Consider the following 19,531-nt stretch of genomic DNA (forward strand, 5'->3'; position numbering starts at 1 on the left):
TCATTTTTTGAGGGGGGTTGGCGCAGGGCTTGAGCCGGCTTGCTCCTGCATCAGGGCATGCAGGGCTGCCACGCTGCTGTCCACAATTTGGTTCACGCCGATGCGGCCAAGTTCGGCGCTCGCACGCCGCGGGTCGCCGTAAACGCCGCCGCGCTTGCCGGCCTGCGCTGCGCTGTTCAGTTCACCAGCGCGCACCAGCGCCGGGTCAACCGCCAGCGACAGCGATGTATCGGCCAGGCCGGCATGGGTCCCGATTTCAGCGCGGGTGAAGCCCCTTTTCAACAATTCGGCCACGTAAAGCGATTGCGTGACCTGGTAGTACTCGGCCAGCGCATACACGCGGCAGCTCGGATCGCTCGCCCACTCATGGTTGAGGCGGTGGGCCACGCGGGCTTCGAGTTGCTGGTAGCCGCCGTGGTCACCGAGGAACACGACATGGCGAAAGCCGTGCTGTTTGAACGAGCGCGCAGCGCCGTCGAGCACCGCTTCAAAGGCAGCGTCGGGAATCGAAATCGTGCCCGCAAAGCGCATGTGCGCCTGTGGTGGGGCAATGGCGCCCTCCGGCACATAGGCCAGCACGGGCGCCACCACCGTGCCCCCTGCGCGCTGCGCGATCTGCCCGGCCAGGAAGCGAACGCGCGCATTGTGTTTGCCCAGCACCATGTGCGGACCACTTTGTTCGGTGCCACCGATCGGCACCAGCACGGTGGTGCTGCCAGCGGCGATGCGGTCCCGCAGTTCGGTCCATGTCATGTCTTCGAGGTAGACGCTGGGCGATGCAGTGCCAGACGCCCACGCAGCCCCAACGCCCAGACCACTATGGACCAGCGCCATGAGGAAAACGGCGCGCAGGCACTTGGGCATCGGCCTGACAAGGCGAAAGCTGCTGGACGAAACCCCGCCAGGCGGCGTGTGCGCCAGCCCACTGCCGCCAGCGCGTGCAGCGCGTGGGGCGCAGAAAGGCAGGCAAAACCGCAGAAGCTGAACGAGAAGGCGCATAAGCGCTTGATGGTACAAGCCCACAGGTTGGATTCAGGCGCGCCCTGCTCCACCTGCAGCGGGTGGATACAATAAAAATGATAGCTGTAAACGCATTAATGACAAGCGCTAAAGGCTATTTAGACCAAGTTTTTACATCGCCAAGAGACGCCGCGGCGGACGGCCTGCGCCGCTGGTGCCGCCACCTCGGGGCCGGGTCCCTCGACGGTTCTAGCGGTTGAACAGCGCGCGGTCCATCGACAGTGCACCGCCGCCGCGCCCCACCAGATACAACAACAGGCCGGCCCATGACAGGTGTGTGGGCCAGGCGTCCGGGTAGACGAAAACCTCGATCACCGCCGTCATCCCCAGCAGTGCCAGGGCGGACAGGCGTGTGAACAAGCCCAGCACCAGCAGTATCGAAAACAGGTGTTCGGAGACGGTTGCCATCTGCGCTGCCCATTCGGGCGGAATGACGGGCAGGTGGTACTCCTCGCGAAACAGCACATAGGTGCTGTCCTTGATGTGGAACCAGCCGTCAACCTTGGTCCGTGCCGACATCCAGAAGATGCTGGCGATGCCGAGGCGATTGACCAGCGCCAGCAGCGTGTGCGGCGTGGCGTGCTCGGCGAGTTGGCGCAGGCGCGTGAGGGGGCGTTCGGTGTGCGTGGGGCGGTGGGGCAGGGCGGCGGTGTTCATACGGGGTCCTCTGCGCCAGTTGGCGCGCACAGGGCGCCGCTGGAAAGCAGCAGCGCCGTCAGTTGGGCAAGGGTTTCGCCAGCGCCACCAGGCGTTGCTGCCAGCGCTGACTCGGCGGCTTCGGCAAGCGGTTGGCCGGCGGCGCAAACGTCTAGAAAGGCCACGCCGGCGCGCGGCAGGGCGCACCACTGCACAGCGCCACTGGGGCGTGTCAGCAAGGCGCCTTTGGCCTGCCAGGGCAGCGCCGTATCGACGGCCAGGCCTTCGCGGTGGCGCTGCCAAATGGAATACGCGGGGTGTTCGTGGCACCACAGCCAGCGGGCGGCTGGGTGGGGCGCGATACGTGCCGCGCCCAAGGCTTCGGGCGGCTGGCGAGCCAGCCAGCTGGCGGCCAGCGGTGGCGCATCGGCTGCCAGGTGCGCTTCGGTCCAGGCGCGGTCCAGGCGCGCCACGTCGCTCAGGTAAGGCAGTTCGGCTGCGGGCGCAAAGCGGGCCAGGAACGCCGCAAAGCCGGCGCCATAGTGCATCAGGCGGCCATCGGCGGGCGGTTGGTCTGCCAGGTAGGTTTGCGCTGCGCCGCAAAACCAATCCTCACCCACCAGTTGCACCACCGTGGGGTAGTTGGCGCGCAGCGCGTCCAGCGCCGCCTTGCGGCCACTGTTGCGGTAGACGGCAAAGCCGGGTTGGGCGCAGAGGGCGTCCATCCAGGCAGGTGTGGGGGCCTCCGTGCGCAGTGCGGCACAGAAGCCGTCCTGGAACGCGCTCAGTTGCATGCCAGCTCCTCGTGCGGCGTGCCGCAAAGCGCCCGGTGGGCGCGTGCACGTTCGGCCAGCAGCTCGGCCAGTGGCGGCAGCTCGGCATCGCGCTCAATTAGGGTGGGAACCGACCCGGTGCGTGCAATCGTGTGCCGCCACAGTGCCCATACCGGTTCGGCCACGGGCGCGTCGTGGCTGTCGATCAGCAGGGCTGCGCCGTGCACCGGGTCGGCATGGTGGCCGGCCAAGTGCATCTCGGCCACCGCGTGCAAGGGGTACTGGTCCAGGTAGTCGAGCGCGTCGGTGCCCAGGTTGCTGGCGCTGACAAAAACGTTGTTGATGTCCAGCAGCAACTGGCAACCGGTGCGGCGCACCAGTTCGGCAAAGAATGCGCCCTCGCCCATGTCGTGGCCGGGAAGGTGCAGGTAGTGGCTGGGGTTTTCGATGGCAATGGGACGGCCCAAGGCTTCTTGCGTGCGTTCGATGTTGCGCGCCACGCGCGCCAGGGCTTGCTGGGTGCGGGGAAACGGCAGCAGATCGGGTTGGTACACCCCGCGCCAGTGCGACCACGCGAGGTGTTCGGAGACCCGCGCCGGCTCGATGCGCCGCACGAGTAGAGCCAGGCGGGCGAGGTGCGTCTCGTCGGGCGGCGCGTCGGCCGCGAGCGAAAGCGAGACGCCATGCAGCGACACTGGGTGCCGCGAACGGATGGCGTCCAGCCAGGCCAGGCGCGGCCCGCCGTCCGCGAGGTAGTTTTCTGGGTGCACTTCCCACCACAGGCCGGTGTCCTGGCAGGCCAGGGCCTGTTCATGGTGCTCAGGCTTGAGACCCAGGCCGGCGGTGAGGGAGGTGTTCATGGCAGCGCCGCGTGGATCAGGACTTCATGGCTTCGAGCGATCCCATGCCCTTGGGTGTCTTCATGCTGGTGCAGGTACCTGCAGGCACGTACTTCCAGGAATTGCCCTGGTAGTCCATCTTCGAGGTGCCCGCACAGGTGGTACCGGGGCCGGCAGCACAATCGTTCTTGCCGGCCATGGCGACGCCGAAGCACTTTTCCATTTTCGGTTTTGCCATGTCCGATTTCATGTCGCCGTTCTGGGCCTGGGCCATGGCAGCGCCCGAAGTCAGGGCGGCAAGGGCGATGGCGGCGAAGGTGAGAGAAGATGCTTTCATGTGAATTTCTCCATTGCGAAAGTTGATTGGGATACGGCTTTATTCCAGACCGGCCATGCCGGGTGATCACCGCCGGCCTGTCTGCGGTGTAATTCGCGCTTTTGATCCCACCGGTTACGGCTGGCTTAAAAATGGCAGATATTTCTTTTTGCGCCACGCTGTAACCGCAACACGCCTCGCAACGAATATCCGCAGGAACCGACTATGGAAATTGAAGAGCGCCTGCGTGCGCTGCTGCTGCAGGGCCTGGCTGGCGAGGCGCGGGACTACGAACGCTTTCTCGCGGCACTGAGCACCCATTTGCGCGCCTTCTTGCGGCGCAGACTGGGCCAATGGCCCGATGAAGTGGAGGATCTGGTGCAAGAAACCTTGCTCGCGGTGCACAACCAGCGCCACACCTACCGTGCCGATATGCCGGTCACCGCCTGGGCGCACGCGATTGCGCGCTACAAGCTGGTGGACTGGTTTCGCGCACACGCGGTGCGCGGTGCGCGCAACGTGCCGCTGGATGACGCGGACGAATTGTTTTCCACGCAAGACCAGGATGCCGCACAGGCACGCCGCGATCTGGGGCTGCTGCTGGAAACGCTGCCCGACAAACAGCGCCTGCCGATCCAGCACGTCAAGCTTGAAGGCTTGTCGGTGGTGGAGACGGCCCGCCTGACCGGGCTTTCCGAGTCGGCGGTCAAAGTAGGTGTGCACCGGGGCCTGAAGGCCCTGGCGGCTCGAATCAGGGGTGTGGCATGAAGACGGATGAGTTGATTGGCATTCTGGCCACGGGCGCCCGCCCCGTGGCGCCCCACCGGCTGGAGCAGCGCTTTGGCGGCGCGGTGCTGCTGGGCCTGGTGGGCGCGGGCGCATTGATGCTGCTGATCTATGGCGTGCGGCCGGACCTGGCGCAGGCCCTGCAGTTGCCCATGTGGTGGCTGAAGTTTTCTTTTGCCGCCGCACTGGCGGGCGCAGCAGCGCTGGCGCTGCTGCGCCTGGCGCGCCCCGGCATGCGCCTGGGCCACGCGCCGGCCTGGGTGCTGCTGCCGCCGCTGGTGCTGTGGCTGATGGCGCTGGCGGCGCTGCAGGGCGCCGCGCCCGGTGAGCGTGCGGCGATGGTGCTGGGCAGCACCTGGCGCAGCTGCCCGTTCAATATTGCTCTGCTGTCCCTGCCGGGTTTTGCCGCGCTGCTCTGGGCCATGCGCCAGGCCGCGCCGACGCGCTTGCGGCTGGCCGGCGCGTGCGCTGGTCTGCTGGCCGGCGCGCTGGCCACCCTGGCCTATGCCTTGCACTGCCCGGAAATGCAGGCCCCCTTTCTCGCCGTCTGGTACGTGCTGGGCATTGCCCTGCCCACGGGGCTGGGCGCCTTGCTCGGGCCGCGGGTACTGCGTTGGTGATTCAGCGCGGCACAGCGGCAGCAATGGCCTGTGCGCGGGCGGCATGTATCTGCTCGCCCACCTGCGGTCCCTTAAGGCCGCGCTTGGCCGCTTCGGCCGCCAGCGGCGCCGTCTCCACCGCACGCGCGGCGTGCAGGGCGGCCAGCAGGCGCGCGCGCTGCGGGTAGGCGGATTCTTCAAACCCCAGGCGCCCCCGGGCATCGCATTCGCAGGCCAGCAGCACGTCTTCGAAGCGCGCCGGCTTCCTGATGGCGTCGCAGCGCTCGAGCAGGCGCAGCAGCGCCGCCGCGTTCAGCTCGCCGCTGCGGTGGATGTTGCCGTGCTCGCGCGCCACCACGTCGGCCAGCTCGCGGCAGTCCACCGGCACGCGCAGGCGCTCGCACACGCCGCGCAGCAATTGGGCGCTGCGCTGCTCGTGGCCGATGTGGCGCGGCAGCATGTCGGCGGGCGTGGTGCCTTTGCCCAGGTCGTGCGTCAGGCAGGCAAAGCGCACGCCGAGCGGCGCGTTCAGCCGCGCCGCCATGTCCAGCACCATCATCAGGTGCACGCCGGTGTCCACCTCGGGGTGGTATTCAGGGCGCTGGGGCACGCCCCACAGGCGCTCGACTTCGGGCAGCAGCACGGCCAGCGCGCCGCAGGCCCGCAGCACCTCGAACATGCGGGAGGGTTGCGCCTCCATCAGTCCGCGTGCAAGCTCTTGCCAGACGCGTTCGGGCACCAGGTGGTCGGCATCCCCTGCTTGCACCATCTGGCGCATCAGCCGCATGGTTTCGGGTGCCACGGAAAAATCGGTGAAGCGTGCGGCAAAACGCGCCACGCGCAGGATGCGCACCGGGTCTTCTCGGAAGGCCCCGGTGACGTGGCGCAGCAGGCGCGCCTGCAAGTCGCGCTGGCCACCATAAGGGTCGATCACCACCCCCGTTTTGGCCCAGTCGGCGCTGGCAGCGATGGCATTGATGGTCAGATCACGCCGCGCCAGGTCTTCTTCCAGCGTCACGTCGGGAGCTGCGTGCACCACAAAGCCCCGGTAGCCGGGTGCACTGCTGCGCTCGGTACGCGCCAGGGCGTATTCCTCGTGCGTTTTGGGGTGCAGGAACACCGGGAAATCGCGCCCCACCGGCACGAAGCCCCGGGCGAGCATTTGCTCGGGCGTGGTGCCCACCACGACCCAGTCGTGGTCGTTGACGGGCAGGCCCAACAGGCGGTCGCGTACAGCGCCGCCGACCATATAGATTTGCATGGCCGCGAGTTTAGGGCGATGCCGAATAGGTTACCGCGATGAGGCGCGCCGTGCATCGGGAGGGGAGGCAAGGGGGCGGCCCCCTGCGCGCAAATCCTCGCCATAGCCGAAGCTATGGCGAGGATTTGCAACGCCGCATACAGCTTGAGGTGCGGATGCGCGGAGTGTGAGGGACTTGTTCAGTATTGCCTTTGGACAGCGCCTGGGCCGGCTTGCCCGGCCGTATAGTGGCCGGCCGCCATCCGAGGCGGTTTGCCGGAGTTTTGCACCATGTCCCTGTCGTCCACGCTCACCATTGCACAGTTGAACCCTGATGGCAGCGTGCCAGTTCCCGTTGCACCAGATGCAGCGGCCAATGCTGCGGCGGCTGCATTTCATCAAGAGGGGCAGATAGAGCACTTGCAGGCGCAGGTGGATCAACTCCAGGCGCTGCTTGCCAAACCCTTGAATGAAATCCTGGCCGACCGTGAAAAGGCCCTTGAAGCCGCAGCCGCCTGGGACGCCTTTGGCGCCATGTGGATGCTCTCGCAGCGTGCCATGCGCCGCGTGGCCATGGATTTGGCGGCACAGCACGGCGTTGACGAGGCCGACGTGGTGGCCCGCGCCATGGGGCATGCCAATGCGGTGCTCAATGGGGACGGCGAAGACCTGGGGGGCAGCATTGCGCCCGTGCAGATGGCTCACATAGCGCGGCACAAGGCGTTTTTACGCAAACAGTTCCGGTAGAAGGTGTGCGTGGCGAGAGGAATACCGCGGAGGCTCAGCGGTTGGTAGATCTGCCGTGCCAAATGCCGCCAATGACTCCAGATGCGGCAATGATGCCCAGGATGCCAATGACGGACACAGATTCCTTTGCAACAAAAAAGGGCAGCATGAAGACCACCAGACATCCGATCCCCACAGCGGCATATATGCGCCAATAGGTGCGGAAGTCGAGTGCATGGATGGTGTCGTCGAGCAGCTCATCCAGAAAATTGAAAGCAGACATTGCCCATCAAGCCTTTCTTGCAGAGTTTTGTGATCTCTTGTCTGGCTTTGATGGTACCCAGTGCATCGTTCGAGGCGTCAACGCCCCAGCCGATAGGGTTCTTCAAACTCACGGAAATCCTGCTCTGCCTTCGCTGCGGCAATCCATTCCTGCATCGCAGGCAGTTGCTCGACGCGCTGGATGTACTCCGCAATCGGTTTCGGAACGGGCAGTCCATAACGCGAGAGGCGCATGCACACCGGTGCATAGAACGCATCGGCGATGGTGAAGGCGCCAAACAGCATTGGGCCGCCGTGGCGCTCCAGCAGTTCGGTCCACATTTGCACCAACCGCGCCACGTCGGCGCGCACGGCGGGGCGGTCGCGCCAGAGCAGGGCGCCTTGCTGGGCCAGATCGGCCTCGATGTTCATCGGGCAGGCACCGCGCAAGGCGGCAAAACCACTGTGCATTTCGGCCACCACGCTGCGGGCGCGGGCGCGGGCCGCCTTGTCCTGGGGCCAGAGCTGTTTGTCGGGATAGGTTTCGGCCAGGTATTCGGCAATCGCCAGGGTGTCCCAGATCGTCAAGTCGCCATCGACCAGCACCGGCACCTTGCCAGTAGGCGAGATGCCAGCCAGCGTCGCCTTGAACTGCGAGTCTGCATCGAAGCTGTCAAAGCGGGCCACCACTTCCTGGAAGGGGATGCCGGATTGGCGCAGCAGCACCCAGGGGCGCAGGGACCAGGAGGAGTAGTTCTTGTTGCCGATATAGAGCTTGAGCATGGGGCACCTTGGTGGTCAGAAAGACGTCGGGCATTGTGCGGCAATGCGCTTTTCCATACCGCTATGTCGGACCTTAGATCTCGGACGCCGCACGCAGGGTTTGCCTCCACCAGTGCACCCGTGGAACCGGCTTTGCCGGGCCACTGGGTGCGTCCTCCTTGGGGGAAAGCGCGAAGTGCTTCAGGGGGCTCAAGGACGTCCTGCATAACTCCTCGCGGCGTGTGATAGCCCGGACTCGGGCGGTCTGCGTCGTTGCGTTTCACAGCCAATAGCTACGGCTATTGCCTGCAAAACGTGCCTAGCATCCCATCCCGATCCGCGCTACACCCACTCGCGTAGAGTTTTGCAGGACATCCTTAACCCAACCTCGGTGTGGCGCGCTCGATGATGGCGGTCACATCTACGCCGCGCGGCAAAGCGCCGTAATTGAAGCTGTTTTCCGGCGCCAGGCGTGAGGCGCAGAACGCGTCGGCCACGAAGGCCGGCGCGCTGCGCACCAGCAGCGACGCCTGCAGTGCCAGCGCCATGCGCTCAACCACATGGCGGGCGCGGTACGGCAGGTCAGCGGTGTCGGCAAATTCCTTGGCCAGGCCGCGCACCTGCTGGTCGAGCAGCGCGTTCTGGCCTTGCGTGGGGCGCAGTTCGGCGAAGAAGGCCTCCACCACCTCGGGCGTCTTGCCCATGGCGCGCAGCACGTCCAGGCACTGGATGTTGCCGCTGCCCTCCCAGATGGCGTTGACCGGCGCCTCGCGGTACAGGCGCGGGAACATGCTGTCCTCCATCACGCCGCTGCCGCCGATGCATTCCATGGCCTCGTAGGCGTGGCCCGGCGTGCGCTTGCAGATCCAGTATTTGCCCACGGCGGTCACCAGGCGAACGAGCAAGTCTTCGTGACGATCATCACGGTGGTCGAGCGCGCGCGCCACGCGCATCGACAGTGTCATCGCGGCCTCGCTCTCCAGCGCCAGGTCGGCCAGCACGTTCTGCATCAGCGGCTGCTGGTTCAGGCGCGCGCCAAAGGCGCTGCGGTGCGCGCAGTGGTGCAGCGCCTGCGACAGCGCCATGCGCATGCCCGCGCTCGAACCCACCATGCAGTCAAAGCGCGTCATGGCCACCATTTCGATGATGTTGCGCACGCCGCGTCCTTCCTCGCCCACCATCCAGGCCAGCGCGCCGCGCAGCTCGGTCTCGCTCGATGCGTTGGAGGCGTTGCCCATCTTTTTCTTCAGCCGCAGCACCTGCATGGGGTTCTTCGTGCCATCCGGGCGCCAGCGTGGCAGCAGGAAGCACGACAAACCTTTGTCGGTGTGCGCCAGCACGAGGAAGGCGTCGCACATCGGCGCCGACACAAAGTACTTATGGCCGACCAGTTCATAGGCCTGGCCCGGGCCGCCCTGGCCCACGGGGTAGGCGCGGGTGCTGTTGGCCTGCACGTCCGATCCGCCTTGCTTTTCGGTCATGGCCATGCCAATGGTCACGCCCTGCTTTTGCTCTGCGGGCACGTTGCGCGGGTCGTACACGCGGGCGGTGATCCTGGGTTCCCACAGCGCTGCCAGGTCGGGTTGCAGGCGCAGCGCCGGAATGGCGGCAAAGGTCATGGTGATGGGGCAGCCGTGGCCGGCCTCCACCTGGGTGTGCAGGTAGTTGCCGGCGGCACGTGCCACGTGGGCGCCGGCTTTCGGGTCGGTCCAGGGCGAGGAATGCAGGCCGTGCTGGATGGCCGTACCCATGAACTGGTGGTACGCCGGGTGGAACTTGACCAGGTCGATGCGGTTGCCAAAGCGGTCGTGCGTGTCCAGCTCGGGCGGGTACTTGTTCGCCAGATGGCCCTGCTCCAGGTAATCGGCCGAGCCGGTGAGCTGGCCGAACTGAAGCAGTTCGGCGTCCGCCCAGGCCGCCCCCTCGCGCTGCACGGCTTCGCGCAGGGCGGTGTCCTGGGCGTACATGTTGTAGTCGGCGAGCTCGCAGGAGACGTTCTCCACCACATGGGTGTTGGCCAGGTAACGGGTGTTCAGGGTGGTGTCGTCAAGGGCGTTCATGGCAAGGTCTCCAGGAGGTGCGAGGGAATCAGACGTGCCTTGCTGTTGGCCGTGCTCGGGGCAGGCAGGGCGCTGTAGAAGCGGTTCCAGATGGTGCGGCCGGCATCGTCAAAGGCATGTACGCTGGCGATGAACGCCGCGCGCAGTGCGCCGTCCACCATGGGCTCGGGCAACAGTGGGTCGTACACCAGTTGGCGGATGGCCGCGCCGCCCAGAAAGAAGGATTCGCGCGCTGCCTGCGCGGTGGGCAGGCGCGCTGCACCGGCCAACCAGTCCTTCAGGCGTTGTTGTGTGGTGCGGTAACCAAGGTTGAGGGCCGAGCCGTCCCACAGCGCGTCCACAGCGGCTTCTGTCGCCGCATCAAGCGAGGTGCAGCCGCAGACCACCGCCTGTGGCTCCAGCCCGAGTGCGCACAGGCGCTCGCGGATGGCGGCGATGTCCTGCTCGATGTTGTCGGGGCGCAGCCAGAAGTCACGCTGTAGCTCGGCAAAGCCCAGCAGGTGCAGGGCGCGCTCGCGCTGCCGGGTGGCAGCGCGGTCGCTGCGCGCCAGCAACCCGCAGTGCACGGCGACGTACTGGCCGTTCCAGGGGCGCAGGCGTTGCTCGGTGCTGCGCCAGTTGGCCACGTCCTGGGCCAGGCGCTCCGCCGCCGGGCCCAGGCGCCAGGCGCCGCGCTCGGTGGCCAGCACCATGTCCTGCGCCGCCAACCGCGCCAGCGTCACGCGCACATGGTTTTCGCTGATGCCGAACACCGCGCACGCCGCCACGGCGTGGCTGACCGGCAGCGGGTTGTCGCCGCTGGCCAGCAGCAGTTCCAGTAGCAGGTGCTTGGGTTGGACCTTGGCGTCCGGTGCGTGGGGGGAAGACATGGCGGTTGAATATTACATAAATAATCTATTGCTGTGTATATGTGTAATAAAACAGTGCGCACCCATGCATGGCACTTTTTATTGCCATGCGCTGGGCGCACTTGTTGCCTGTTGTTTGCCGCCATCTGGCGATGGCACGGAGCCGCGCGCGGCTCAGAGGGTTGCCCTTAGATCGTGAGCACGTTCTCAACAGGCTCTTATACAGGCCAGACGATGCCGTTGTCGTTCAGGATGGCGTCAAGCGGCAGGTCGTGCGGTTCGGGCACGAAATCGTCCAGAAAGCCTTGCGTATAGCCCAGACCCACCGTAACGGGGCGCGGTTGCAGCGTGGCCAGCGTGCGGTCGTAAAACCCGCCGCCGTAGCCCAGGCGGTAGCCGCCGGCGGCGTAGCCGACGCAGGGCACGAAGAGCAGCGTGGGCACGATCACCTCGGTGTCCTTGGGCTTGGGGATGCCGTAGGCATCCTCCTCCATCTCGCAGCCGGGGTACCAGGCGTGGAAGGTAAGGGTTTTGTGCTGCTTGTTCACCACCGGCAGGCCGATGCGGCGCAGCTGGGGTTCGTCCAGCAGTTCGCCGTCTTCCTTCCAGCGGTGCAGGGCCGGCAGGGGGTCAAACTCGCCCTTGATGGGCCAGTAGGCACCAATCACCGTGTCGGGTCTGTCCACCAGCCAGATGCGCATCACGCGCTGCAACAGGTCGGCGCGTTCGAGCCGGTCGGGCATATTCAGGCGCTGTTCTACCAGCGCTCGGCGCAAGGCTGCTTTGTCCATCACATAATTCCCCCCATGCATTGGACGAAGATTCTGACACCCTTGGCGCTTTCGTTGTCCCTGATGGGCATGGGGAGCAGTGCGCAGGCGCTGGCCGTGGGTGCGGCGCCCACGGCGGCGGACCAGGTGCTGATCGATATGCAGCAGGCATTTCGCAAGAAGGACCGCGTGCGTCTGGCGCAGCTCCTGCCACAAACGCGCGGCCATGTCCTGGAGCCCTGGGCCGCGTACTGGGAACTGCGTGCGCGGCTGGAAGACGCACAGGCGAGCGAAGTCGACGCCTTTTTGCAGCGCTGGGCCGGCACTTACCAGGAAGATCGGCTGCGCAACGACTGGCTGCTGCTGCTGGGCCAGCGGCGTGAATGGGCGCGCTTTGCCGCCATGCAGCCGCAATTTCGCATGGGCGATGACCGCGAAGTGCGCTGCTACGCGTTGACGATTGACCAGATCGAAGGGCACGCGCCGCAGGACATAGGGGCCCAGGTGCGCGAGAACTGGTATGCGCAGCGTGACGCGGACGACGGCTGCACGCACGCGGCGAGCGAGCTGTTTTCTGCGGGTGCGCTGTCAGCGAGTGATGTATGGCGCAAGGCCCGCCTGGCCATGGAGGCCAACCGCGTGCGTGCTGCGCGCGATGCCGTGGCTATCGTGGCGACGGATGTGTTGCCGCAGGTCGCGCAGTTGAACGACGCGCCCACCAAGTTCCTGCGTGCACACTCCACCGCGCCTGGCCGCGAGCGCAAGGAAATCATGGTGCTGGCGCTGATCAAGCTGGCCACCAGCGACCCCGACAACGCGGCGCAGATGCTGGATTCAAAGTGGAGCGTGCATTTCAATGCCGAAGAGCGCAACTGGACCTGGGGCGTGATCGGCAAACAGGCCGCGTTGCGCCTCTCGCCCATGGCGAGCGACTACTTTGCCAAGGTCAGCCGCGACGCCGATCTGAGCGACGAATTGCTGGCCTGGAAGGTGCGCGCAGCCCTGCGTGCCGGCCAGTGGGACATGGTGCGCAAGGCGATCTCCGCCATGTCGCCCGGCGCGCAAAAAGACAGCGCCTGGACCTATTGGAAGGCGCGCGCCCTGCTACAGGGCCGTGTGACGGACACCGAACGTGCCGAGGCCACCGCCTTGCTGCGCTCGATTGCCGGCCCCGGCGGTTTCTACGGGCAGTTGGCCCTGGAAGACCTGGGCGAGCGGGTCAGCGTGCCGCCCGCGCCCGCGCCGCTCACGGCGGAGGAAAAAGCGGCCGCGCGTGCCAACCCCGGGCTCAACCGTGGGCTCTACGCGATCCTGATTGGCTTGCGGCACGAAGGCGTGCGCGAATGGAACTACGCCACCAACCTGCACGAGCGCGGCGGTATGGGCGAGCGCGAGTTGCTCGCCGCAGCCGATTTCGCCTGCCAGTACGAGGTGTGGGACCGCTGCATCAACACCAGCGAGCGCACCCAGGCGGTGGCCGATTATTCGCAGCGCTACCCCATGCCGTTCGAGGGCGTGGTGGTGGCGCACAGCCGCCAGGTGGGGCTGGACCCGGCCTACGTGTACGGACTGATCCGCCAGGAGAGCCGCTTCATCATGGACGCGCGCTCGGGCGTGGGCGCTTCGGGCCTGATGCAGGTCATGCCGGCCACGGCGCGCTGGACGGCGAAAAAAATTGGACTGGCCGGCTTTACCCCCGACCAGTTGCACGACCGCGACACCAACATCACCATCGGCACGGCCTACCTCAAGCTGGCGCTGGACGATTTTGCCGGCTCCATGCCGCTGGCCGCCGCGGCCTACAACGCCGGGCCAGGCCGGCCGCGCAACTGGCGCAACGGCCCGGTGCTGGACGCGGCCATCTGGGCCGAGAACGTACCGTTCACCGAAACGCGCGATTACGTGAAAAAGGTGCTGGCCAACACCACCAACTACGCGGCGCTGCTCACCGGCAAGCCGCAGTCGCTGCGCGAGCGTCTGGGCAAGATCGGTCCGCGCGATGCGGCGGCGCCCGAGGTGAACAAGGAACTGCCTTGAAGTTTTGATCTTTTTGGCCTCTAGCGCTTATGGGGTAAGCGCAAGTAGCTATGTTTATGATAGCTACGCCACTGCATCTCGGGTCAGCGCATCACGGGGTTTCTGCCTAAGATAGTGGCCATGCTCACCGTCCACCACCTTGAAACCTCGCGTTCGCAGCGCATTCTTTGGCTGCTGGAAGAACTGGGTGTTCCGTACGATCTGAAGGTCTACGCGCGCGACCCGCGCACCCGGCTGGCGCCGGCCGCGCTGCGCAAGGTGCATCCGCTGGGCAAGTCGCCGGTGATTACCGAGAACGGCGAGACGATTGCCGAGTCGGGCGCCATCATTGAATACCTGGTGGAAACCCACGGCGCCCATGCCAGCGGCGATCTGGCGCATTTGCAGCCCCGGCCCGGCACCCCCGAGCACCGGCGCTGCCGCTTCTGGATGCACTACGCCGAGGGCTCGCTGATGAACTGGCTGGTGATGAAGCTGGTGTTCACCAGCATTCCGCGCCAACCCATGCCGTTTTTTGCCAAACCCATTGCCCGCGCGCTCTGCGCCAAGGTGCAGGAGCAATTGGTGGACCCGAATGTGGATGCGGCCCTGGCCTTCATGGAAGACCACCTGGGCCGCCACCGCTGGTTTGCCGGCGAGCACCTGAGCATGGCCGATTTTCAAATGAGCTTTGCCGTCGAAGCCGCGCTCTCGCGCGCCGCCAAGGCCAAGGACTGCCCCAAGCTGCAGGCGTATTGCGCGCGCATGCAGGCGCGGCCGGCGTACCAGATGGCCATCGCCAAGGGTGGGCCGGTGGTGATGGCGGCCTGACGGCGCATGGGTCGATCAGGTCTTGGCGCAGGCCACGATGCGGCAGGCCTTGCCGCTGCGCCCGCGCGGTGTGCGCTGGCCCAGCTTGCCGCGCACCTCGATGGCACCCAGCCCCATGGCGCGGGCAAAGGTCTGCAGCTCGGCGCAGCAGCGTGCCAGCGCCTGGTGCCCTGCGTCGCCCTCCAGGGGCAGGTGCAGTTCCAGGGTGCAGGCATCGATCTGGCGCAGGTAGAAGTCGAACACCCCTGCCTTGTCTTCCAGCACGGTGGACAGCGCCAGCGGCAGCAGCGTCACGCGCCGGCCGTCCGGCCCGCACATGACCAGCGGCTCGTCGTGGCGGCCTTGCACCTGCACCACGGGCAGCGGGGAGCCGCAACGGCAGCGCTCGGTGTGCACCGTGATCTGGTCGCCCAGGGCGTAGCGCACCAGCGGCTGTGCGTGGTTGGCCAGGTTGGTCAGCAGCACGCTGCTGGCGGCGTGGCCGGCGGGCACCGGGCGCAGGTGCTCGTCCACCGGTTCCAGAATCACCCAGTCGGCGTTCACATGCATCTGGCCGTGTGCGCATTCCCAGCCGATCGAGAGGAACTCGGAGGCGCCGTAGCTGTTGCGCACCGCGCCGCCGAGCTGCCGCGTGATGTGGTCCCGCACGCCAGGCGCCAGATACTCGCCGCCGGTCCAGATTTCGCGCGGCCGGATGCGCAAGGCGCCGCGTGCGGCTTCGTCGGCCAGGAGGGCGGCGGCTGTGGGGTAGGTGGCGATGGCGGTGGGGGCAAAGGCATTGAGCGCCTGCACCAGTGCCCCCAGGGGTTGGAGCAGCGAAAAGCTGCGCGTGCTGTGGGCCAGCCATGGGTTGAGGGTGCACAGCCGCCGCACCGACACGGTGCTGGCAAAGTGTCCGTCGATGGCGCCGATAAAGGCCGTGCGCTCGCCCAGCCCCAGCGGGTCCCACCAGCTCGACAGCAGGGGTTTGGGCGGCGGGCTGCGGCGCAGGGCTTCGAGTGCGTCGTACACGGCCATGGCCTGGGCATCCTGCACAAAAATGCCCGGCTGGCCGCTGGTGCCCGAGCTTTCCCACACCATGTAGCGGCCCAGCCAGGGCTCGCCAATGCGGTTCGGGTCGGCGGTGAAGGCGCGCAGCGCATCGAGTTGCAACTGCGGGTCGGTCACCCAGTCGTTGAAGTTCGCCATCAACTGTGCCCGCGTCACCACGGGAAGTTGGTGCAGTGCGGTGTTGGGCGTGGTGCCGGCGGGCCACAGCGAGCGGTACAGGCGGGAGCCCCGCAGGGTGGATTCGAGCAGCGCAGCCAGGCGGGTTTGCTGGCGCCGCGCAATGTCCTGCGGCGTGCCGCGCTGGGCGGCCGCCACGTCTAGCGATACCGTGGACAGGCGCAGTGCGTCGAACACGGTGCTCATGCTGCCGCCGCTGCGTCGGGGCCTGGCAGGACCGCCGAAGCCGTCCGGGGTAACGCATTCACGCGGGCCATGGGCCGTTCTCCTGCGGGTGGCAACAGCGTCCATCATAGGACGTGCCACCCGGGCTTCCCCGACCCGTGCGCACCAGAACAGGTGCTGCTGCAGGCTCAGACGTTGAGCAGCAGCGATCCCTCGCGCCGCGCGGCGCCCGAGCGCAGCAGCTCGTCCACCAGGCTGTCGAGCCATTCGCGCTCGCTCTGGTCGGCAAAATGCGTGGCGTGCAACTGGCCGAAATACGGGGTGGCCTTGGCCCAGGCTTCCAGTGCGCGCTGTTCGATGCGCTGCCATTCGAGCAGCTTGTATTTCAGCAGCACCTTGGCGGCATACAGCGCATGTTTTTGCGGCGCGCGCACAAAGCCGTCGAGGCGCCGGCGTGCCGTGCTCAGGGCGCGCGGCGCATCGGCAAACACCGGGCCGTGACCCGGAATGACCACAGCGGGCGCGAGGCGCTCGATCACGTCGAGCGTCGCGGCCACCTCGCCAAACGCGGCGATGCCTTCGAGTTCGGGGAACACCACGCCAAAGCCGTTTTCCCACAGCGCATCGGCCGAAATCAGGATGCGCTCCTGCGGTTCGAACAGCACGATGGAATGCGGGTCGTGCCCCGGCGCGGCGTGGATCTGCCAGGGTTTGCCGCCCAGCCGCACCTCGCGGCCCGGCGCCAGCACGCTGTCGCAGCGAAAGGGCGGGCATTCCTGGCCGGTGGGCGTGTAGCTGAGCGCGTAGGCATCCCAATGGCGCACATGCTCTGCCTGCCCGGGCGCAATGGCGGTGTGCACGCCCGGCCAGGCCTGCTGCAGCGCGGCATTGCCCCCGCAGTGGTCGCTGTGCAGGTGCGTGTTCAGGATGCGGGTGAGCGGCACGTCGCCCAAGGCCGAGCGCACCAGCGCCACCGTCTGCTGCGCGTGGCTGCAGTAGCCGCTGTCCACCAGCGCAGCGCCGTCGGGGCCCGTGAACAAGACGTTGTTGGACGAGAGCCAGCCGCGTTCAAATACGGTAATTTCTGCAGGTAGCCGGGCATGGGGGGCGGTGCTGTGGGGCATGGCGGGAAGGGCTCGCTGGCGGGTGGTCGACAGAGTGCAATTCAATGCCTGTCGGTCAGATTGGTGGGTCCTAGGCTGCGCAGCGTAACCCAGGTGGCCCCCACGGTGCCGCCAACCAATCCCTGCGCTCGGCGCAGGCAGCGTCTCTGGCTGCGATGTCAGAACGTCACGCCCGCCACCAAAATCACATTGGCGTACGGCGTGCATTCGCCCGTGCGCACCATCACGCGCGCCTGTTGGGTGAGGCGCTTGAACGCGTCGTGCGGCAACTGGCTGGGCACCACTGCCAGCGCGGCAGACCAATCGGGCAATGCGCCCGCGTTGTGCTCGATGGCTTCGGTGGCGAGGATCGCTTTCTCGACCTGCATTTCCGACAGCACGACCCGCAGCACGTCTGCCACGGCAGGAATGCCCGGCGTGAGTGCCAGGTCGATGCGCCTGGGCCCTGTCGGGATGGGCAGGCCGGCATCACCAATCACCAGCATGTCGCCATGGCCCAGGCTGGCGATGGCGTGGGAGAGTTCGGCATGCAGCAAGGCGGTGCGTTTCACAGGGGAATCCAGTCGGGTGGTTGGGGGCTTTGCGCGACGGCTGCGCGGGTGGGGATAGAGGGCTGCGCACCTGGTTGCGTGACGCACAGCGCTGCAGCGCGGATGCCCTCGCGCACGGCAGTGTCCAACCGCTCGCCGCGTGCCAGCGCCACGGCCAGTGCGCCCAAAAAGGTATCGCCCGCGGCGGTTGTGTCGACCGCCCGCACGGCCATGCCGGGGTGGTGGCGGCAGCCCGCCGCATCGGCCGCCACGGCTCCCGCCGCGCCCAGTGTCACCACCACCTGGGTGGGGCCGCGTGTGCGCAGGGCTTGTGCGGCAAGGGCGGCGTCTCGTGGAGTGTCCACGGCCATGTCCGCCAGGGCGGCGGCCTCCACCTCATTGACCACCAGCGTGTCGACCAGCGACCACAGCGCATCGGGCAGAGGTTGGATGGGGGAGGGGTTGAGCAGCACCGGGCAGCCGGCGGCGCCCGCGCGCTGTGCGGCGACCAGCAACTGTGGCAAGGGGGTTTCGAATTGGAGCACCAGGCTGCGTGCGCCCTGCAATGCGGCGTCTAGCACGGGGATGTCGAGCACAAACCGGCCATTGGCACCTGGCACGACCACGATGCGGTTCTGCGCCGCGGCGTCCACCGTAATGGCGGCGACACCCGTGGTGGTGGTGGCATCGGTCTGCACCCCTTGGTGGTCGATGTTGTCGGCGTCCAGCGCTGCTCGCAGGGTGTAGCCATAGGCGTCGTCGCCCACGCGGCCAAAAAGATGCACCTGCGCGCCCTGGCGTGCGCAGGCCACGGCCTGGTTGCCGCCTTTCCCGCCGGGAATGAGGCTCATGCCCGAGGCCAGAACGGTTTCGCCGGCCTCAGGCGCTCGGGTCACCTGGAATACCAAGTCCATATTGAGGCTGCCCACCACGGCGATGTGGGGCGTGGTGGGTAGGCTCATGAACGCACCCCCACCGCCGCAGCGGTGGATGCCCGCACGCGCAGCTCGGGCTGCAGCATGACCTTGCGGGCGTCTTGGCGCTTGCCGTCGATGCGTTCGAGCAGCATGTCTACCGCCAGTGCACCGATGCGCTGTTTGGGCTGGGCCACAGTGGTAAGGGGCGGGCAGGTGAAGGCGGTCAGTTCGATGTCGTCAAAACCCACGATGGACAGGGCCTCGGGGACACGCAGCGCGCGCTCATGGGCCGCGCACAGGGCGCCGATGGCCATGAGGTCGTTGCAGATGAAAACGGCGGTGGGTGGCTCCGGGATGCGCAGCAGCGCGTGCATGGCCTCGTAGCCCCCCTGGCTGGTGAAGTTGCCATGCCACAGCATGCCGTTGCCGGTGCCGCACCCTGCATCGGCCAACGCGGTGCGCCAGCCCGCAATGCGCTGCTCGCTGGGCGCCAGGCCCGCAGGCCCGCCGATACAGGCAATGCGCCGGTGGCCTTGCGACAGCAGGTGCCGTGTGGCGAGCAGGCCGCCCTGCAGGTGTGCGGTTTCCACCAGGTCGCACGGCTGTTCGGCGAGCTCGATCTCACGGTCCACCAGAACGGTGGGGATGGACAGGCCTGCCAGCTGCGTGGGCAGCGTGGCGTCGTGGCCGGTGGAGACCACGATCAGCCCGTCGATGCGGCGCTCGGCCAGTACCTGCAGGTAGCTGCCCTGGCGGTGCGCTTCATCGTTGGTGTTGCACAGGATGACGTTGTAGCCGGCGCCAAAGCAGCGGTCTTCGACGCTGTGCACGATCTCCGCGAAGTACGGATTGGAGCTGTTGGGGATCAGCATGCCCAGCGTGCGGGTGTTGTGGCTCTTGAGGCTGCGCGCGATGGCGCTGGGCACGTACCCGAGCGCCCGGATAGCCTGCTCGACACGCGCGCGGCCCTCGGGGCTGACGTGGCGCGTGCCATTGACCACGTGCGACACCGTGGTGACCGATACGTCGGCGTGGCGCGCAACGTCCTTGATAGTAGCCATGCGAAGGAGGAGATAAAGAAGGCG

Annotated in this window: 21 protein-coding genes; 5 read left to right on the forward strand and 16 right to left on the reverse strand. The window is 66.8% G+C overall.

Annotated features, from left to right (window positions below):
* The 5 genes from AC07ZH_RS07785 to AC07ZH_RS07805 form a co-directional block, all read right to left on the reverse strand.
* Window positions 1-753: a creatininase family protein gene (locus AC07ZH_RS07785; RefSeq protein ID WP_495199244.1), complete on the reverse strand. Its 753-nt coding sequence runs from the start codon at window positions 751-753 to the stop codon at window positions 1-3.
* A 456-nt stretch (window positions 754-1,209) separates the two neighbouring features.
* Window positions 1,210-1,677 carry a DoxX family protein gene (locus AC07ZH_RS07790; RefSeq protein ID WP_495199245.1) on the reverse strand — a complete coding sequence of 156 codons (468 nt, stop codon included), beginning with the start codon at window positions 1,675-1,677 and terminating at the stop codon, window positions 1,210-1,212.
* Window positions 1,674-2,450, reverse strand: coding sequence for an HvfC/BufC family peptide modification chaperone (locus AC07ZH_RS07795; protein ID WP_495199246.1), 777 nt, complete (start codon window positions 2,448-2,450; stop codon window positions 1,674-1,676). The genes AC07ZH_RS07790 and AC07ZH_RS07795 overlap by 4 nt, the downstream gene beginning before the upstream one ends.
* Window positions 2,441-3,289 carry an MNIO family bufferin maturase gene (gene bufB / locus AC07ZH_RS07800; protein ID WP_495199247.1) on the reverse strand — a complete coding sequence of 283 codons (849 nt, stop codon included), beginning with the start codon at window positions 3,287-3,289 and terminating at the stop codon, window positions 2,441-2,443. Before bufB ends, AC07ZH_RS07795 begins: the two co-directional genes overlap by 10 nt.
* A gap of 16 nt (window positions 3,290-3,305) precedes the next feature.
* Window positions 3,306-3,605: a BufA1 family periplasmic bufferin-type metallophore gene (locus tag AC07ZH_RS07805; RefSeq protein ID WP_119110202.1), complete on the reverse strand. Its 300-nt coding sequence runs from the start codon at window positions 3,603-3,605 to the stop codon at window positions 3,306-3,308.
* 204 nt (window positions 3,606-3,809) lie between these two features.
* Here AC07ZH_RS07805 and AC07ZH_RS07810 point away from each other — a divergent pair, with 204 nt between their 5' ends.
* The gene (locus tag AC07ZH_RS07810) at window positions 3,810-4,352 is read left to right on the forward strand and encodes a sigma-70 family RNA polymerase sigma factor (protein WP_119110203.1); all 543 of its coding nucleotides are present in this window, start codon (window positions 3,810-3,812) and stop codon (window positions 4,350-4,352) included.
* The gene (locus AC07ZH_RS07815) at window positions 4,349-4,990 is read left to right on the forward strand and encodes an NrsF family protein (RefSeq protein WP_495199248.1); all 642 of its coding nucleotides are present in this window, start codon (window positions 4,349-4,351) and stop codon (window positions 4,988-4,990) included. The genes AC07ZH_RS07810 and AC07ZH_RS07815 overlap by 4 nt, the downstream gene beginning before the upstream one ends.
* 1 nt (window position 4,991) lies before the next feature.
* Here the strand turns inward: AC07ZH_RS07815 and AC07ZH_RS07820 are convergent, their stop codons facing one another.
* Window positions 4,992-6,230, reverse strand: a complete 1,239-nt coding sequence (locus AC07ZH_RS07820; protein WP_495199249.1) for a multifunctional CCA addition/repair protein — start codon at window positions 6,228-6,230, stop codon at window positions 4,992-4,994.
* Between the two features lie 270 nt (window positions 6,231-6,500).
* On the opposite strand from AC07ZH_RS07820, the gene AC07ZH_RS07825 reads away from it, so the two are divergent.
* Complete coding sequence (locus AC07ZH_RS07825) at window positions 6,501-6,956, forward strand: hypothetical protein (RefSeq protein WP_495199250.1); 456 nt, start codon at window positions 6,501-6,503, stop codon at window positions 6,954-6,956.
* Between the two features lie 34 nt (window positions 6,957-6,990).
* Here AC07ZH_RS07825 and AC07ZH_RS07830 read toward each other — a convergent pair whose 3' ends face one another.
* The 5 genes from AC07ZH_RS07830 to AC07ZH_RS07850 all read right to left on the reverse strand — a co-directional run bounded on the left by AC07ZH_RS07830 (window position 6,991) and on the right by AC07ZH_RS07850 (window position 11,657).
* Window positions 6,991-7,218 carry a hypothetical protein gene (locus AC07ZH_RS07830; RefSeq protein ID WP_495199251.1) on the reverse strand — a complete coding sequence of 76 codons (228 nt, stop codon included), beginning with the start codon at window positions 7,216-7,218 and terminating at the stop codon, window positions 6,991-6,993.
* A 77-nt stretch (window positions 7,219-7,295) separates the two neighbouring features.
* The gene (locus AC07ZH_RS07835; protein ID WP_495199252.1) at window positions 7,296-7,979 is read right to left on the reverse strand and encodes a glutathione S-transferase family protein; all 684 of its coding nucleotides are present in this window, start codon (window positions 7,977-7,979) and stop codon (window positions 7,296-7,298) included.
* Window positions 7,980-8,335: 356 nt separating this feature from the next.
* Window positions 8,336-10,018: an isovaleryl-CoA dehydrogenase gene (locus tag AC07ZH_RS07840; RefSeq protein ID WP_495199253.1), complete on the reverse strand. Its 1,683-nt coding sequence runs from the start codon at window positions 10,016-10,018 to the stop codon at window positions 8,336-8,338.
* Window positions 10,015-10,887, reverse strand: a complete 873-nt coding sequence (locus AC07ZH_RS07845; RefSeq protein ID WP_495199254.1) for a PaaX family transcriptional regulator C-terminal domain-containing protein — start codon at window positions 10,885-10,887, stop codon at window positions 10,015-10,017. Before AC07ZH_RS07845 ends, AC07ZH_RS07840 begins: the two co-directional genes overlap by 4 nt.
* Window positions 10,888-11,084: 197 nt before the next feature.
* Window positions 11,085-11,657, reverse strand: coding sequence for a 5-formyltetrahydrofolate cyclo-ligase (locus AC07ZH_RS07850; RefSeq protein WP_495199255.1), 573 nt, complete (start codon window positions 11,655-11,657; stop codon window positions 11,085-11,087).
* 15 nt (window positions 11,658-11,672) lie between these two features.
* Between AC07ZH_RS07850 and AC07ZH_RS07855 the strand changes: the two genes are divergently transcribed.
* Entirely contained in the window at window positions 11,673-13,673 is a 2,001-nt protein-coding gene (locus AC07ZH_RS07855) for a lytic transglycosylase domain-containing protein (protein WP_495199256.1), read from the forward strand.
* A 120-nt stretch (window positions 13,674-13,793) separates the two neighbouring features.
* Window positions 13,794-14,483 (forward strand): glutathione S-transferase family protein, encoded by a 690-nt coding sequence (locus tag AC07ZH_RS07860; protein ID WP_495199257.1) that lies wholly within the window; start codon window positions 13,794-13,796, stop codon window positions 14,481-14,483.
* Window positions 14,484-14,498: 15 nt separating this feature from the next.
* On the opposite strand, the gene AC07ZH_RS07865 is transcribed toward AC07ZH_RS07860, so the two are convergent.
* The 5 genes from AC07ZH_RS07865 to AC07ZH_RS07885 form a co-directional block, all read right to left on the reverse strand.
* A complete protein-coding gene (locus AC07ZH_RS07865; RefSeq protein ID WP_495199258.1) occupies window positions 14,499-15,896 on the reverse strand; it encodes a phenylacetate--CoA ligase family protein in 1,398 nt (465 codons plus the stop codon).
* Window positions 15,897-16,063: 167 nt separating this feature from the next.
* A complete protein-coding gene (locus AC07ZH_RS07870) occupies window positions 16,064-16,999 on the reverse strand; it encodes an MBL fold metallo-hydrolase (RefSeq protein WP_495199259.1) in 936 nt (311 codons plus the stop codon).
* A 158-nt stretch (window positions 17,000-17,157) separates the two neighbouring features.
* Entirely contained in the window at window positions 17,158-17,550 is a 393-nt protein-coding gene (gene rbsD / locus AC07ZH_RS07875; RefSeq protein ID WP_495199260.1) for a D-ribose pyranase, read from the reverse strand.
* Window positions 17,547-18,491, reverse strand: a complete 945-nt coding sequence (gene rbsK / locus AC07ZH_RS07880; RefSeq protein WP_495199261.1) for a ribokinase — start codon at window positions 18,489-18,491, stop codon at window positions 17,547-17,549. Before rbsK ends, rbsD begins: the two co-directional genes overlap by 4 nt.
* Window positions 18,488-19,507: a LacI family DNA-binding transcriptional regulator gene (locus AC07ZH_RS07885; protein ID WP_495199262.1), complete on the reverse strand. Its 1,020-nt coding sequence runs from the start codon at window positions 19,505-19,507 to the stop codon at window positions 18,488-18,490. Before AC07ZH_RS07885 ends, rbsK begins: the two co-directional genes overlap by 4 nt.
* Window positions 19,508-19,531 lie beyond the last annotated feature (24 nt).

It is taken from the genome of Simplicispira sp. GW247-4R2A (assembly GCF_059424465.1).

Bases quoted from the DNA above. Each gene is read 5' to 3' on its own strand.
- AC07ZH_RS07850 (WP_495199255.1), bottom strand. From the start codon at position 11,657: ATGGACAAAGCAGCCTTGCGCCGAGCGCTGGTAGAACAGCGCCTGAAT.
- AC07ZH_RS07885 (WP_495199262.1), bottom strand. From the start codon at position 19,507: ATGGCTACTATCAAGGACGTTGCGCGCCACGCCGACGTATCGGTCACC.
- AC07ZH_RS07845 (WP_495199254.1), bottom strand. From the start codon at position 10,887: ATGTCTTCCCCCCACGCACCGGACGCCAAGGTCCAACCCAAGCACCTG.
- AC07ZH_RS07820 (WP_495199249.1), bottom strand. From the start codon at position 6,230: ATGCAAATCTATATGGTCGGCGGCGCTGTACGCGACCGCCTGTTGGGC.
- AC07ZH_RS07870 (WP_495199259.1), bottom strand. From the start codon at position 16,999: ATGCCCCACAGCACCGCCCCCCATGCCCGGCTACCTGCAGAAATTACC.
- rbsK (WP_495199261.1), bottom strand. From the start codon at position 18,491: ATGAGCCTACCCACCACGCCCCACATCGCCGTGGTGGGCAGCCTCAAT.
- AC07ZH_RS07805 (WP_119110202.1), bottom strand. From the start codon at position 3,605: ATGAAAGCATCTTCTCTCACCTTCGCCGCCATCGCCCTTGCCGCCCTG.
- AC07ZH_RS07815 (WP_495199248.1), top strand. From the start codon at position 4,349: ATGAAGACGGATGAGTTGATTGGCATTCTGGCCACGGGCGCCCGCCCC.
- AC07ZH_RS07860 (WP_495199257.1), top strand. From the start codon at position 13,794: ATGCTCACCGTCCACCACCTTGAAACCTCGCGTTCGCAGCGCATTCTT.
- bufB (WP_495199247.1), bottom strand. From the start codon at position 3,289: ATGAACACCTCCCTCACCGCCGGCCTGGGTCTCAAGCCTGAGCACCAT.
- AC07ZH_RS07785 (WP_495199244.1), bottom strand. From the start codon at position 753: ATGACATGGACCGAACTGCGGGACCGCATCGCCGCTGGCAGCACCACC.
- AC07ZH_RS07835 (WP_495199252.1), bottom strand. From the start codon at position 7,979: ATGCTCAAGCTCTATATCGGCAACAAGAACTACTCCTCCTGGTCCCTG.
- AC07ZH_RS07790 (WP_495199245.1), bottom strand. From the start codon at position 1,677: ATGAACACCGCCGCCCTGCCCCACCGCCCCACGCACACCGAACGCCCC.
- AC07ZH_RS07865 (WP_495199258.1), bottom strand. From the start codon at position 15,896: ATGAGCACCGTGTTCGACGCACTGCGCCTGTCCACGGTATCGCTAGAC.
- AC07ZH_RS07830 (WP_495199251.1), bottom strand. From the start codon at position 7,218: ATGTCTGCTTTCAATTTTCTGGATGAGCTGCTCGACGACACCATCCAT.
- AC07ZH_RS07825 (WP_495199250.1), top strand. From the start codon at position 6,501: ATGTCCCTGTCGTCCACGCTCACCATTGCACAGTTGAACCCTGATGGC.
- AC07ZH_RS07855 (WP_495199256.1), top strand. From the start codon at position 11,673: ATGCATTGGACGAAGATTCTGACACCCTTGGCGCTTTCGTTGTCCCTG.
- AC07ZH_RS07795 (WP_495199246.1), bottom strand. From the start codon at position 2,450: ATGCAACTGAGCGCGTTCCAGGACGGCTTCTGTGCCGCACTGCGCACG.
- AC07ZH_RS07840 (WP_495199253.1), bottom strand. From the start codon at position 10,018: ATGAACGCCCTTGACGACACCACCCTGAACACCCGTTACCTGGCCAAC.
- AC07ZH_RS07810 (WP_119110203.1), top strand. From the start codon at position 3,810: ATGGAAATTGAAGAGCGCCTGCGTGCGCTGCTGCTGCAGGGCCTGGCT.